Annotated in this window: 14 protein-coding genes and 2 pseudogenes; 3 read left to right on the top strand and 13 right to left on the bottom strand. The window is 61.4% G+C overall.

Features of this window, described 5'->3' with window-relative positions:
- Window positions 1-16: 16 nt before the first annotated feature.
- The 6 genes from trbE to IVB22_RS24445 form a co-directional block, all read right to left on the bottom strand.
- A complete protein-coding gene (gene trbE, locus IVB22_RS24470; RefSeq protein WP_247519815.1) occupies window positions 17-2,602 on the bottom strand; it encodes a conjugal transfer protein TrbE in 2,586 nt (861 codons plus the stop codon).
- Complete coding sequence (locus IVB22_RS24465; RefSeq protein ID WP_247519814.1) at window positions 2,596-2,853, bottom strand: VirB3 family type IV secretion system protein; 258 nt, start codon at window positions 2,851-2,853, stop codon at window positions 2,596-2,598. The genes trbE and IVB22_RS24465 overlap by 7 nt, the downstream gene beginning before the upstream one ends.
- Window positions 2,853-3,167 (bottom strand): TrbC/VirB2 family protein, encoded by a 315-nt coding sequence (locus IVB22_RS24460; RefSeq protein WP_374207666.1) that lies wholly within the window; start codon window positions 3,165-3,167, stop codon window positions 2,853-2,855. Before IVB22_RS24460 ends, IVB22_RS24465 begins: the two co-directional genes overlap by 1 nt.
- Window positions 3,168-3,228: 61 nt before the next feature.
- Entirely contained in the window at window positions 3,229-4,212 is a 984-nt protein-coding gene (trbB, locus tag IVB22_RS24455; RefSeq protein WP_247519812.1) for a P-type conjugative transfer ATPase TrbB, read from the bottom strand.
- Entirely contained in the window at window positions 4,205-4,756 is a 552-nt protein-coding gene (locus tag IVB22_RS24450) for a CopG family transcriptional regulator (RefSeq protein WP_247519811.1), read from the bottom strand. The genes trbB and IVB22_RS24450 overlap by 8 nt, the downstream gene beginning before the upstream one ends.
- A 12-nt stretch (window positions 4,757-4,768) precedes the next feature.
- Window positions 4,769-6,790 (bottom strand): conjugal transfer protein TraG, encoded by a 2,022-nt coding sequence (locus IVB22_RS24445; RefSeq protein ID WP_247519810.1) that lies wholly within the window; start codon window positions 6,788-6,790, stop codon window positions 4,769-4,771.
- Window positions 6,791-7,273: 483 nt separating this feature from the next.
- Between IVB22_RS24445 and IVB22_RS24440 the strand changes: the two genes are divergently transcribed.
- The 3 genes and pseudogenes from IVB22_RS24440 (at window position 7,274) to IVB22_RS41240 (ending at window position 8,410) form a co-directional block, all read left to right on the top strand.
- Window positions 7,274-7,846, top strand: coding sequence for a hypothetical protein (locus tag IVB22_RS24440; RefSeq protein WP_247519809.1), 573 nt, complete (start codon window positions 7,274-7,276; stop codon window positions 7,844-7,846).
- Window positions 7,843-8,094, top strand: a pseudogene (locus IVB22_RS41655) (RES domain-containing protein); the annotation flags it as partial. The gene IVB22_RS24440 and the pseudogene IVB22_RS41655, both read left to right, overlap by 4 nt.
- Window positions 8,095-8,200: 106 nt before the next feature.
- A complete protein-coding gene (locus IVB22_RS41240) occupies window positions 8,201-8,410 on the top strand; it encodes an RES domain-containing protein (RefSeq protein ID WP_253075345.1) in 210 nt (69 codons plus the stop codon).
- A 299-nt stretch (window positions 8,411-8,709) separates the two neighbouring features.
- Here the strand turns inward: IVB22_RS41240 and rlxS are convergent, their stop codons facing one another.
- From rlxS to IVB22_RS24400, 7 genes and pseudogenes are all read right to left on the bottom strand, one after another.
- Complete coding sequence (rlxS, locus tag IVB22_RS24430) at window positions 8,710-10,677, bottom strand: relaxase/mobilization nuclease RlxS (RefSeq protein ID WP_247519808.1); 1,968 nt, start codon at window positions 10,675-10,677, stop codon at window positions 8,710-8,712.
- Window positions 10,678-11,020: 343 nt separating this feature from the next.
- Window positions 11,021-11,560 (bottom strand): S26 family signal peptidase, encoded by a 540-nt coding sequence (locus IVB22_RS24425; protein WP_247519807.1) that lies wholly within the window; start codon window positions 11,558-11,560, stop codon window positions 11,021-11,023.
- Entirely contained in the window at window positions 11,550-11,768 is a 219-nt protein-coding gene (locus IVB22_RS24420) for a helix-turn-helix domain-containing protein (RefSeq protein WP_247513406.1), read from the bottom strand. The genes IVB22_RS24425 and IVB22_RS24420 overlap by 11 nt, the downstream gene beginning before the upstream one ends.
- A gap of 153 nt (window positions 11,769-11,921) precedes the next feature.
- Window positions 11,922-12,734: a DUF2285 domain-containing protein gene (locus IVB22_RS24415; protein ID WP_247519806.1), complete on the bottom strand. Its 813-nt coding sequence runs from the start codon at window positions 12,732-12,734 to the stop codon at window positions 11,922-11,924.
- Between the two features lie 531 nt (window positions 12,735-13,265).
- Window positions 13,266-13,436 carry a hypothetical protein gene (locus tag IVB22_RS24410; protein ID WP_247519805.1) on the bottom strand — a complete coding sequence of 57 codons (171 nt, stop codon included), beginning with the start codon at window positions 13,434-13,436 and terminating at the stop codon, window positions 13,266-13,268.
- Between the two features lie 290 nt (window positions 13,437-13,726).
- Window positions 13,727-13,885: pseudogene (locus IVB22_RS24405) on the bottom strand (DUF736 domain-containing protein); the annotation flags it as partial.
- Window positions 13,886-13,896: 11 nt separating this feature from the next.
- Window positions 13,897-14,163, bottom strand: a 267-nt coding sequence (locus IVB22_RS24400) for a hypothetical protein (RefSeq protein ID WP_247519804.1), incomplete at its 5' end; no start/stop codon positions are given.

The following is a 14,163-nucleotide window of genomic DNA, read 5'->3' as shown; positions in this document are numbered from 1 at the left end:
AAGGTTGAGATTGAACTTAGGCCTTGTGAGCCTGTTCGAAGGTGCTGATCAGGTTCGCGGCCCAGTGCAGGTCTCGTTCAGCGAGATAGCGCTCGGCGAAATGATGAAGGCCAGACCGGGCCAAGACCGCTTCGATGCTGCGCTGGTCTTCCGCCGAGGATGCTCCGACGAGCGCAAGTGCGACTGGCCCAAGGCCAAGCTCGAACAAGCGATTGCCGGCGCGCGACTGCAGATAATAGTCGCGCTTGGGAAAGGCCTCCGCGATTAGGCGGATTTGCGTGTCATTCAAGCCAAACTGCCGATAGGTTTCGGTCTGGGTCGGCTCGAGCGCGCGCGGGTTCGGCAGGAATATCCGGGTGGGACAGGATTCGATGATCGCCGGCGCTATCTGGCTGTCGGCGATATCGGTCAGCGACTGGGTCGCGAAGATCACCGCCACATTCTTCTTGCGCAGCGTCTTCAACCATTCACGGATTCGGCTGGAGAACAGCGGGTCGTCGAGAAAGACCCAGGCTTCATCGAGCACGAGCAAGGTTGGTCGGCCGTCAAAGCGCGCGTCCAGGGTATGGAAGAGATAGGTGAGAACGGGCGCGATCAAGCCGGGCAGCGCCATCAGTTCCTCCATCTCGAAGGTCAGAACGTCGGCGCTGGAGAGACGGTCGGCGTCCGCATCGAGGAAACGGCCGTATGGCCCTTCGAGGGTATACGGCTGGAGCGCCTGTCGCAGGGCATCGCGGGCCAGCAACGCCACAAGCCCGGTCATCGTGCGCTGGGAAACCGGCGCGGTGCCGAGGCTCTTGAGCGCAGACCAGACGGTTTCCTTGACCTCAGGGGTCACGATGACGCGCTCGTGCGCAAGCACGCCGCAGAGCCAGTCGAGCGCCCATAGCCGCGCGCCCTCCTCCGCCACATCCTTCAGCGGCTGAAACGCGATGCCGCCTTTGGCCCCCAGCTCATACCAGGCCCCTGACAGGGCAAGCGTTGTCGCACGGGCAGAGCGGCCCTTGTCGAAGGTGATCAGCTGGGCATTCGGGTAGCGGCGGAACTGCAGCGCGAGCATCGAAAGCAGCACTGACTTGCCAGCGCCGGTTGGCCCCACGACGATGGTATGCCCGACGTCTCCGGCATGGAGTGAGAGCCGGAATGGGGTGGCGCCCTTGGTTATGGCGATCAGAAGCGGCGGACCATCGAGGTGCTCACAGCGTTCCGGCCCAGCCCACACTGCCGACAGCGGACACATATGGGCGAGATTGAGCGTGTGAACGATTGGCTGACGAATATTCGCATAGGCCTGGCCCGGCAGTCCGCCGAGCCAGGCCTCGACCGCATTGACGCTTTCCCTGATGGTGGTGAAGCCGCGGCTATTGATAACGCGTTCGACGAGGTGGATCTTGTCATCGGCGAACCGCGCGTCCTCATCGCTGACAGCGATGGTTGTGGTCATGTAACCGAATGCTACGAGATCATCACCAAGCTCAGTGAGCGCGGCGTCCGCATCGATGGCCTTGTTGCTGGCGTCCGTGTCAATGAGCGCCGCCTGCTCATTGAACATGACCTCCTTCACGATTGCGCCTAACGATTTGCGCTTGGCGAACCACTGACGGCGGTACCGCGACAACGCGGCGTGGGCCTGTGTGCGGTCGAGCGGCAAGAATCGCGTCGCCCAGCGATAGGCGACGCCAAGCCGGTTCAGTTCATCAAGCAAGCCGGGAAAGGTCACAGCTGGTAAGCCGAGCACGGTCAGCACGCGAAGATGGTTTCGGCCGATCGCCGGCGACAATCCACCGGTCAACGGCTCGTCGCTAAGGAAACAATCGAGATAGGCTGGAATTTTGGGAACGGCGACCGGGTGGCGCTTGGTCGAAACACAGCTATGCAGGTAGGTCAGCGTCTCCTCGTCGCTGAGTGGCCAGATCTCGGGCAGGACGGAAGACAGGAGATCGATCGCCCGGTCCGTCTCCTGGACAAAGCGCTCAAGGTGGTCCCAATAGCTGTGCTCGCCCGACGGCTGGGGCCGACCACCTTCAACGACAGTTTCAGAAACACGGCCGTTTTGCTCACCGTCGAATTGTCCGGCCTGAACAGCTACCTCAGCACGTTGCTGACGCCGGCTCCGTCTCCCGGCCTGCTTCTCTCGCGGGCGCTCCAGAAACAGTCCCTCCAGCCGCGACATGCGCTCTGCCGGCGGCAGGTACATCAAGGTAAGATGCAGAACGCTCTCAAAATGCTGTCCGCGCGGACGTGAAGGATCGTCCCACCAGGCATCAGACGTGCTTTCGAACGCGGCCCGCCGCTCCTCGTCGACGAGCCAGGACACGGCCTCGGGAAACTGCGAGCGCGGGTATTCCGACGCCTCGATCCGCGAGGCGTCAAAGAATAGCGCCCAGCCCGAGCCAAAGCGCTTCAGGACGTTGTTGACCCGCGAGACCACGCTCATGAGCTCGGCCTCGGTTGCGCTGTCGAGGTCAGGTCCCCGGTAGCGAACAGTGCGCTGAAAGCTACCGTCCTTGTTGAGGACCACGCCGGGCGCGACCAGACATGCCCAAGGCAGCCAATCGGCCAGGCGATAGGCATGGCTGCGGAATTCTCTTAAGTTCAGCATGCGAGCCAGCCCTTATGCTTGGTGTGGCGGACGGCGACCTCGACAAAGGCGGGATCGCGCTTGGCAAGCCAGACCGCGATGCCGTGGCCGACGATCCAGAACACCAGACCCGCAAGCCAAAGCCGCAGGCCCAGCGCCAGAACGGCCGAGAGAGTGCCGATCAGAATAGCAGCGGCGCGCGGCGCGCCACCGATCAGGATGGGTTCGGTCAGCGAGCGGTGAAGCACGAGTTCGAAACCATCGGGGCGCATCAGATTAGCGCTCCGCCGCCGAACGAGAAAAACGAAAGGAAGAAGGAGCTCGCTGCAAAAGCAATCGAGAGGCCGAACACGACCTGGACCATCTTGCGAAACCCGCCGGAGGTATCGCCGAAGGCCAGCGATATCCCGGTCACGGTGATGATGATGACAGCGACGATCTTGGCGACCGGCCCCTGCACGGATTCTAGGATGCGCTCCAGCGGAGCTTCCCACGGCATGCCCGACCCGGCGGCATGGGCCGCCGACGCCGTAAAAAGTACGCAGGTGACGGTCCCGAACTCCGTGAGGAGTGGTCTGTAAGCCAAGTGAAAAAAGAAACGCGTAGTTGAACGCAGTGAAACGAGCATGTCGCACTCTCCGTGGGTCTTAAGGCCGGTGGCTGGTGTTCGGAAGGCCAGGTGGGGTTTCCAGGAGGTAGTCACCGGAAGGATCGAGGCCCTTGAGCTCGGCCACTGCCTCGATCCGGCGCGCGGGTCCCCGCCCCTTGATGAAGACGATGAGATCAATCGCCTCGGCGATGAGCCGGCGCGGCACGGTGGCGACGGCTTCCTGGATCAATTGCTCGATTCGGTAGAGCGCCGCGCGCGCCGAATTGGCGTGAACCGTGGCGATGCCGCCCGGATGACCTGTGTTCCAGGCCTTGAGCAAGTCGAGGGCTTCGGCGCCTCTCACCTCGCCGACAATGATGCGATCAGGACGCAAGCGAAGCGTGGAACGCACGAGATCGGCAAGGCTTGCCACGCCAGGCTTGGTTCGGAGCGTCACGGCATCCTTGGCCTCGCAGCGGAGCTCGCGCGTGTCCTCGATGATAACGATTCGCTCATCAAGGCGGGCGATCTCGGCGAGAAGCGCATTGGCTAGCGTGGTCTTGCCCGATCCCGTGCCGCCCGCAACCAGAATGCTTCGGCCTTCTGTCACCGCGGCGGTGAGCACCTTGGCCATCACGGGCGATGCAATCTGCGCCTTGATGTAGTCGGAGAGACGGAAGGTGGTTGTTGCGGGCTTACGGATGGCAAAACACGGCGCAAGCGAGACTGGCGGCAGGACGCCTTCAAATCGCTCTCCGGTTTCGGGAAGCTCGGCCGAAACAATCGGAGATGATCCGCCTGCCTCAGCCCGAACATGGCTCGCGACCAGGCGGATGATCCGCTCGGCCTCCTGCGCCGTCAGCACCACGCCAGTATCCGCACGCCCGGACCCGTGCCGGTCGAGCCAGAGCCTGCCGTCGGGATTGACCATCACTTCGACGACATCGGCCTCTTCGAGAGCCAGCGCGATCGCCGGCCCCATCGCTGTCCGCAACATGCCGCGGCGTCGTTCGCGGGTTTCGGGCGAGAGAAGATCAGACATAACCGACCTCCTCCCGCCCTGCCGGAGACGGCCCCGGCTGCTCGCCCGTCGCGTCTTGCGAACGGGATTTGTCATCAGCACGAGGGCTGGCGCCGAGCGGGGCGCCCTCCTCGATATGCCGCATGAAGAGATCCGGGTTTGACGTTGAGACCTGCTCCATGACGTCGGCAACGAGCCGGCCGCCTGACGCGACGCGTTTGCCGACCTGGGCGACGAACATTTCGAAGCGCTCGCGTCCAAGCGCGCGCGCCGCATCCTGATCGGGCGAAGGCAGAGGCGGCGTGATGGTCAGGTAGTAGCGGACAAACAGCGCAATGGTTTCCGCCATGATCGAAAGATCGCGGTCCGAACGATCGAGCTGCCGGCTCATGCGGTCTAGCCTGCGGATTAGTGCCGCATCGCCGCTTGCGTCCCGTTCCGGATTGAGGAAGCGATCCAGCGCTGCTTCGACAATCGCCGATTTGTTGGTTCCAGGTCGCCTGGCGGCGAGCTCGAGCCGCTGTGCCACGCTGTCAGAAACGTAGGCAGAGAGTTTCGGTTTCATTGGAGATTCCCGTCAGAACGCAGGAAGGAGGTCATCGTCGTCGCGGGTCACAGCGTGGGCACGGCGGATAGTGCTTGAGGCGTTAGCCGCGCGCTGCATCTGATTGCGATCCGCGGCTACGTCTGCGTCATCATCGAGCAAGCGCTCCTCGGCGAACCTCGTAGCCTCCGCATGGGGAGCGGTTTCCTCAAAAAGCGGCAGTTGCTGCTTGAGGCCGCCGTCCTCGGCCTGCATGAGGTCGCGGAACGGCAGGGTCGCTAGCCGAAGATCGAGGTTGCGGATTTGACAGGCCCAGTCGTTAGGACGTGCCGACGGACGGTCGTGATACTCGTCCGCGGCAAGCTGCGGCGGCGAACGCAGACGCCCTACAAAATTGGCGTCCTCGTAGTGCCGAAGCTTAGAGGCGCGAACCGGCGCAAGGCCCGAAACCAGCACGATGGCCTGGTCGGACGGCAACTGCATCACTTCGCCGGGAGTGAGCAGCGGCCGCGCGGTTTCCTGGCGGCTGACCATCACGTGGCCAAGCCAGGGCGCGAGCCGGTGACCGGCATAGTTCCGCTGCGCTCTTAGCTCCGTCGCGGTGCCGAGCGCGTCCGAAATGCGCTTTGCGGTCCGCTCGTCGTTGGCCGCAAACGCGATGCGAACGTGGCAATTGTCCAGGATCGCATTGTTCTCGCCATAGGCCTTCGCGATCTGATTGAGCGACTGGGCGATCAAAAAGGCGCGGATGCCATAGCCGGCCATAAAGGCGAGCGCGCTCTCAAAGAAATCGAGTCGGCCGAGCGCGGGGAATTCGTCCAGCATCAGCAAGAGCTGGCGCTGCTTGGCCTCGCTCGCTTTCGTGTTCAAGGATTCGGTCAAGCGCCGGCCGATCTGGTTGAGGATCAGCCGGATCAGTGGCTTGGTGCGGCTGATGTCCGAAGGCGGCACGACCAGGTAAAGCGTGACAGGTTTCTCGGCGCTAACCAGATCGGCAATGCGCCAATCGCAGCTTTCGGTGTTCCGGCTGACAACGGGGTCGCGGTAGAGTCCCAGAAAGCTTACGGCTGTCGACAGCACGCCCGAGCGTTCGTTCTCGGACTTGTTGAGAAGCTCGCGCGCGGTGGCGGCAACCACGGGATGGACCTTCGGCTCGGCCTCGCTTCCGAGATGGTTCGTGGCCATCATGATCCGCAGCGTCTTCTCGAAGGACTGCGCGGGATCGGCCAGGATCTCGGTCACGCGGGTGAGCGTCTTCTGCTCCTCCGCATAGAGAACATGAAGGATCACGCCGACCAACAGGGAATGGCTGGTCTTTTCCCAATGGGTGCGGCGTTCCAGCGCGCCTTCCGGGTCGACCAGGATGTCAGCGATGTTCTGGACATCCCGAACTTCCGCAGCGCCCTTGCGGACCTCGAGCAACGGATTGTAGCGGGCGCTCCTCGAGTCGGTCGGATTGAACAACAGGCAATGCGAGAAAGTTGCGCGCCAGCCGGAAGTTAGCTCCCAGTTCTCACCCTTGATGTCATGCACCACCGCCGAGGAGGTCCATGACAACAGCGTCGGCAGCACGAGCCCCACGCCCTTTCCCGAGCGGGTCGGCGCAAAGCACATGACGTGCTCCGGGCCATCGTGACGCAGGTAACTGTCCTCAAGCCGTCCAAGAAAGACGCCCTTGGTCGTGAAGAGGCCGGCCTCCTTGATCTCTTTGGGCGTCGCCCAACGTGCCGAGCCGTAGGTCGTCACCAGCTGATTTTGCCGCGCCCGCCACACGGAGTTGAGGATGGCAAACACTGCGCCTGCGATGCCACCACCTGCCGCGATGGCACCGCCCTCTTCAAAGATTTCCGGCGCATAGGCCTCGTAAGCGAACCACCATTCGAACAACCGCCAGGGCAGATAAACCGGATAGCCTGCAATCAGGAACCAGGGCGCACCGAGCCGCTCCTGAAAGCCGAGAGCTGCCGCGGTCCATTGCGTCGCCCCCCAGCTCGACGCGAAGACGATGCCGAGTACGATCGTGATCTGACCGACATAGATTTTCGCTGGATACATTCGCCGCCCTATTCGCCGCACAACGTTGACGGCGCGAAGAAACGGCGAATGCGGCTGGCCTTCAATCGAAATAAAAAATCGCGCCGTCAGCGAGAGCGTGATTGATCAAGCTCGATCAGACCGAGGGTTTGAGCATCAAGTTGGGGAGAGGATCATCAAGCGCCTCAACAACCCGTGAACTATTGGCGCACCTGGGATTTCATTGTCGGTTTGGTCACGGCGTGGGCGCCGTCGCTACTTCAGCACGGTGGAGAACAACGCGACTCGCTTCCAGGCGGAAACGCGACAGCGAGACGCGACGTGACAGAGCTTCTTCAACTATGCTCACGCCGCAAAGCGCATACTTACCCATGGAGATCACCAATCTCCGTCGCCGCTTCACCGCAGCCTTGGGAAACCGAATCTACCCTAAGTGCTTTGCCGATACGGAGGCCAAGGTTGGAGGTCTTATAATACCTATAATTATTGTAAGAGTTGACAAAGTTGCATACTGCCCTTCCTCCGGATGCGGCGGTAGCGATTGTCTCCAAGAGCGGAACTACTCTGCAAAAGCTCCGTCGACGCCACAAGAAGTTGTTTGGCTACGAAGTCCGGTACTTCTCAAAGGCCCGTACAGCCAAGCCGACCGTCGTCAATAAGGCTGCGTTTGAACCCGATGCACGCGCGCTGGCCGTTCTCGAAGGCGTTCGTATCGCCCAGGAAGACCTGCGACGATCGGGGGGCGCCTATGATCTGGAGCAGGTCAGGACGCTGATGAGGGGCATCTCCCGCCAAGCCATCGACAAGCGGGTGCAGGAAGGCAGCTTGCTTGCCGTTCCGGGCCCAAGCAATCACCGCAGCTACCCGACCCTTCAGTTCAACCTGGACGGCTCCGTCGTGGACGGCCTCAAGGCCATTCATGAGGCACTGCCGACCGACAATCCCTGGAGCGTCCTGAACTTCCTGGCTCAGCCCGATGACCGGCTGAACGGCCGTAAACCCATCGATCTGCTCAAGGAAGGCAAAGTCGAACTCGCGGTTGAGGCCGCCCGGCGAATGGCTCAGCAAGGCGCGTGAGTGCACCGCTGCCGCCGGACGATCTGGCTCGCCGTCGTCCCCGCTCGGTCCGACTGCGGCGGGGCACGGTTGTGCATCGGTTCTACACGGCCGAGTACGATCCGATCTTTTTCGACACTTCGCGTCTCGGCAGACTGAACGCCCCCGATGGGAGCTACGGCGTCCTCTATGCCGCTCGGGAAGCACATGGCGCCTTCGCAGAAACGTTCCTCCGCGTGCCGGGACGAACGCTGATCGATGCCAGCCTGCTCCGGCGCAAAGCATACGTTAGTCTCGAAATTACAGCAGATATTGAACTGATCAGGCTCGCTGGCCCCTCGCTTGCCGTCCTCGGCGCGACTGCGGAGGTGGTGCATGGCGGACTGCCCTTACGATGCACCCCAAGCCTGGTCGAAGGCGCTGTTCGACCACCCGCTTCATCCCGACGGCATCGCCTACTATGCCCGGCACGACGATGAAGGCCTTTGCTTCGCAATCTTTGATCGCGCGCGCAGCTCGGTCCGCGAGATCGGCCGGGAGACCAAACTGGATCAGGATTGGTTTTGGCGGCTCGCGCGGCGGTAGCGCCCGGCTGAGGCGCCGTCGAGCCGGCCAATCCGGGGGCAATTTGGGGGGTTGGGTATGCACGCGACTTGGCGAGATAAGTTGGTCGACGCGCAGGGGCGGATTCACTCACCGTCAACCGAACTGCGGATACCGACTGCAAGGGCAAGTTATACTAGTTCGCAAGAGTAGTATAACCATCCGTGATTTCAGAATCTTAGCGCATGTTCCTGAGAAGGTTTCTCGGAAAAAAAGCCTACGGGCAAATGGGACCTTGCCGAGAGAACCAGCGAGCGCTGGGCGAAGACGGATACGTTTCACTAGCGTCCGATGCCGCGCTTCATTCCGATCGACCAGGAAATCCCCTCACCGCCGACGCTACCGGTGACGAGCTGCCCGCGCGCCCGCTCAAGCACCGGTCGCCAAGGCACCAGCGCAAAATCGTGGGACCGCTCGATCAGCGCGTACCGTCCGCTGTTCAGCGTCAGCATACGCCGATAGACGCCGCTGACGTTGTCACCCGCCTTGACCTCGAGATGTTCAAGGCCGGTTCGCACCGAAATCTCCGCAGCGGTCTGGCGGAGTTCACGAGCCTCGAGGGTCCGCAGCAAGTCCCGCGCATAGCGCAGCTTCCCGTCCTGTTCGCGCGCGAGCCCCTGCTCGATCAGCCATTGCCGTCTCGCCCGCATTGCCACGTCGACCTCCGCACCCATTCCGCCCGGCCCAAGCGCCTCGGGCGTCCTGGCGACAAGCTGGCGATCGATCCAGGTGGCGCCCACCGCCTGTGGCAGATCCTCGAGCCTCTGCCATGACAGCACCGCAAGGCGAACCGGATTGCGGGAGCGCTGGCGGTTCTCGTATTGAAGCGCCCGATCAAGATAATCGCCCACCGTCCAGCTTCCGTCGGCGAGCCGGCTGACGATACCTTCCTGCCGCATCGCTTCCAGGCGCCGTACATGCGATGCGACGAACTCGCCGGAAGCCCGACGGTCGAACTCATGGTGCAAGTGCTCGCTGTAGCGTCCGCGATGCGCGGCGGCGATCCTTGCGATGGTCCGATCAATCTCGCGCGGCTCAGCAACACGCGATCTGAGTTCTACGATGGTGTTCCGGACAGGCGGCTCATCGCCAGCCGAGAGACTGCCGATCTCGGCGTAGTGTGTCCGCCCGTCGATGCCATCGAGGACCACATAGCGACGCTCCCTGAGTTCGTCCGAAAACCCCTCGCCGACGACGCGCCCGACCAGGCGCTGGCTGCCCTGTCCCGGATCGAAGATGGTGTAGCTGCCGGCGGCCCGCGCAATTCCTGCCGCGGCAAGCTCGCGATGCATGGTCTTGATGATGTCGCCGCGCTCGCCCATGCGCCGGAGCTTGGCCTCGAGCCCGGCGTCGATCCGCCAACGGCCGGGACTGGCCTCTTCCGCCAACCCCATCCGCTCAAGCGTTCGCAGCCGCCCCATTCGCGCGGTCTTCCAGACTGGATCTCCTTTCGGCCGCGCACTGAGTTCGACGACACCATTCAGCCCATCGCGCAAGATCGCCCGGTCAAGACGCGTAAACCGCTCGGCCGTGACCTCCTGCTGCAGCTTGCGGGCGGCCTCGATTTCGGTCTCCGGACCGAGTTCACGGGTGATGAGATCGGCTGCCCGCGCCCGCAAGCCGTGAGCAATATAGTCGCGGGCGATGATGAGGTCCTGTCCATCATCGCCCTTTCCGCGCAAGACGATGTGACTATGCGGATGGCCCGTGTTGAAATGATCCGCCGCGACCCAGTCGAGCCGGGTGCCCAGATCACTTTCCATCTGCCGCATCAGGTCGCGGATGAAAGGCTTCAGGTCGGAAAGCTCCGCGCTATCCTCAGGTGCCACGATGAAGCGGAACTGATGGCGATCGCCGGCGCTTCGTTCCGTGAATGCCTTGCCCTCGGCCCGGTCGCTTGTGGTATCGTAAAGCTCGCCCGGCTCACCATCCCGCGTGACGCCGTCGCGCTGCACATAGCGCAAGTGCGCCCGAATAGCTCCGGGGTCGCCTGCCTTGATGCGCACGATGCGGGCCTTGATGACGACCCTGCGCTGGCCCTTGCTCCGCCCTCTCCCGGCCAGCACCGCGCCTTGCGCGTATCCGCGGCCGATCCGGCCGCCCGAAAAGTTCGATGCACGCTTCGAACTGCCGCCGGCCTTCTCAGCTGCCTGGCGCACTCGCCGGAGATAACTCTTGGCCCTCCTGGCTTTGCGGTCACCGATCCGGCCGAGCTTTACTTCGAATTCGTCCTCGTCGACGCCCCCCATGACGCGAGCTCCCCTTCAGGAAGACCGCGATATGTGAAGCCTTTGCACCCCTGCCAAGCCGCAGACGTCATCAACGAACGACAGCATTGCCTTAAGCTGCAATTGGCGGCATCGCACTCCGTGCTGTCGCCAACTCTTGGATGTGCAGGCAACGACTTAAAGTCAGTGGAGCGCCAGTGCTTTTATCTTGCTCTCCCGCTTCGTTCGTTTCAACCGTTGATCTAAATGGAAGAGCTTGCTTGACCCGTGAGCTCGCGATCTGCCCGAACGGGCGGCCCGGCGGCAAGGGTGAAGAGGTGCGCGCCCGTTTTCCGACGCGCACGATCGTCGTCGTGAGCCACTTTCAAATATCCGACTTCCAAGTCCAGAGCGGGTGCGCCACGCCCAAGACATCGCAACGCAGGACCGGCCCGAAGTATCGCGAGTCGAACGAATGAGGATGCGGCTGCAGCAGGAAAAATTCCCCCTCGACCAGTCTCATGCAGCCTTCCCAGGAGGGAAGCGGCAGCCCCTCCCGGTCCTTCTCCAGTACCTCAGCGACGACCTTGCCGTTGATGGACATGGTGCCGATCGGCTCTTTCGCGCGGCAGACTTCGTCTCCACCGCTCGCTTCGACCCGCTTCAGAAGCGGTACCGGCACAGGCAAGATTTTGTGCGCGATGATCAAGAGTTCGATCGCGGGTGGCGGCTTGAAGACGGCGAGTTCGCCGCGCACTGGTAAGCGTTGCTCCAGATAATAGAACCCCAGCGGAGCGCTGCCGGATGCATTGTAAATCAAGAGCGGCACCGAGGGTGCAGAGGACATCAGAAGAGTGATGATGCCGGCGCACATGGCCGAAAGAATGCTGGCCTGCCGCCACAGTCTTGTGCGATCAATCTGCATCGGAGGTCGACCTCCGCTTGCTTGCCTGCGACCATTCGACGAGATCTTCGATGTGGTAGCGGACATAGCGTCCGTGCTTGCGGTAAGCGGGCCCTCTGCCGTTCACCCGCATCTTCTCTAGGGTGTTTTTGGTAAGCCGGAGCCAGGCGGCGGCTTCCACCGTGTTGAGGAACGGCTTTTCCGGTTCTTTGTCGTCACTTTTTGTCATCGTCCAACGTCCCCTTATCGAATCTCGCACAAGCAAGAGGTGCAAGGGGAAGCGTCGTCAGATCGGGACTGTTTTTGGAGTGGCGAAGATGGCGGACCTTGTTTCGCCATCCCACGCGAGCAAAACTCGTCAAAGCGAGAATGGCGGAATCGTCTAACTCAGGAGATCGCGATAACCGCCCTTCATCAACTCGGTGCCTTTCGCGACGAGGCGCCGCGTGCGGTCCTTCAAGAATTGACTAGGCCCCAGCCATTCTTCAGCAACTTTCTTATCTCCAAAGAGAGTAATCGCGATCTGCCGATACGTCTTGCCGTTCAGGCTTTCATCGAGCGCGATCAGGGCCTGGCGGAGGCGTTCGTCGCCTGAAAAAGTTGATCTTTGAAGGGCTGTAACATTGGTATCAGTGAACCGATGAAGACGCTTCAGGACCTCGGTCTGCCCTGAGAGATCGTCGAGGTCATGGAGTTCAAAGATCGCAGCAAATGGCGCGGTCAGGACGGAAAGGCCTTTGATTTCGACATTGACGCGAACGCCCATGCCTTTGATCGAAACGTGCTGAACGCCTTCGGTATCAATCACCGCTAGTCGATCGCCATTGAAATCGGCGAGCGCGCGCGTCATGGCACCACTGTGCTCATTCGGCATCCTAGCACTCAGCCGGACCACGCGTTTCAAGGCATTGGCATGCCAGACCACGGTTGCGTCAAGGGCGCAGCGTCTCGGATCGGCGAAGGCGTAAAGCCCCCACTTCTCCGCACGCGGAAATCGCTGCCTGAGGCGCAACAGCCGCGTGCCGTCCTTCAACGTAATGCATGGCAGGTGCCGCGGAACGGAGCGTCGCCAATCGGCGATATAGTCCTGATTTCGGCGTAAGAACTCCCACGCCCAATCGGCCCCATCGTAATCGGCGGCTCCACAGGAAAGCGCGTCGGTGCGACCACGCGAAGAACCGACGGAATGATTCAATAGCCGCCCCCGCAGATAGCTTTTTCGGCGAGGATCCTTCGGCCCAAATGGGGCAAGAGAACGGCCCTCAGGGATTGCGTTGCGGCAATGTTCTTTTGCGCCGTGCATTGCCTCCTGGAAGAGACAAGCGGTTCGGAAGCTCTAAGCGGGTGAGCGATATGTCTCAATGTCAATATTGCAAATTTGATGTTATATTTCCGTAGTGCATGCCGATTCTCGGCCTGCACTATTTCAGATGTGAATCATGGAGGGCACATGGCTAAGAAAGCGAAGAAGGCCAAAAAGACGACTGCGAAAAAAGCTAAAAAGAAGAAAAAGTAGCTGCTTTCCGTGACAACGTGCTATCATCTATCGAGGCGCTCCGGGCGGTGAGCCACCGGTGTAGTTGGTTTAACCGCTCTGACTAGATGAGCAACGAAGACACCTAAGCCGAATCGCATACGCCTTGCGCTATGCGGTTCGGCTTTTGATTTGTTGACTGCTGATTGGGCCAAACGATGGCGGTCTTCAACGCAGTGACACCATAATCACTTAGTGAAAGTCATTCATCATCGTCGGCAAGAGCTTCGATAGCAGCAGGGCAGTCGATGTCAGCGCCGAAAGGCTGACGATCGCTTGAGCGACGCAGATGCGTTTGAGCGTTGCGCCTTCATCGTGAAACGCGTTGAACGAATGCGCCATCATTCCGCTCCATGATACCATCCAGACTTTCTGTGGGCAGAGTTATAGAGCGAGTCGCGCCGATCGTTATTGACCTAATTTGCTGTTGCGAGCTTGACTCTTCAGCGACTCAGACGAGCGCTCCGTGACGCGGGAATGGAGCTTCTGCGCCGAATCGTTTGCGCGAAACCTGAGTAAAGAAAAAGTTAAACGGAGGCCGGAGCGGCCGACCGGCAAGGTCGCAATGCGATTGGAAGGCAAAGCCTGACGGGCTGACGGATCCAAGGAAGGCCCCGCCCGGAGAAGACCGGGCGGGACCTGAGAGCTTGCTCTCACTCTCCGCTCTTGCGCGGCCGCGACCAAAGGAGGGTGTAGCCTTCCCCGCTTTCCTCATCGAACAGGTTCGCGTAGATCGGGGCGTTGAACGAGGGGTCGTCGAGCTTGAGCGAGAGATAGTCACGGCCCTCCTCGGAGCGCTTCGACCAGACCGCTCATCTTGGCCTTATGTGGTGCACGACATAATAAAGAGCGTTTTTAGATTGGCGGCGCGGTACCGAAGCTTCAAAGCGCGCCCCTGCGAGTGCGCCGGTAATCTAAAAACGTGTTGGACGAAGCCGCCTAGCGCGCCGGTGCCGCTATGGAAATTGGATGCCGCATCCGAGCGGATAATGCCGTCGCTGAGCTTCGGGAACATGCTGGGTGCGGTCTTGATGGCGAAACATTCTAATCGAGATATGTTCTCCCGGTCGGAAAGACCGGCGACGCCTGC

It is taken from the genome of Bradyrhizobium sp. 190 (assembly GCF_023073415.1).
In the GTDB taxonomy this organism is placed as follows: domain Bacteria; phylum Pseudomonadota; class Alphaproteobacteria; order Rhizobiales; family Xanthobacteraceae; genus Bradyrhizobium.
This window is presented reverse-complemented; position numbering and strand designations above follow the sequence as displayed.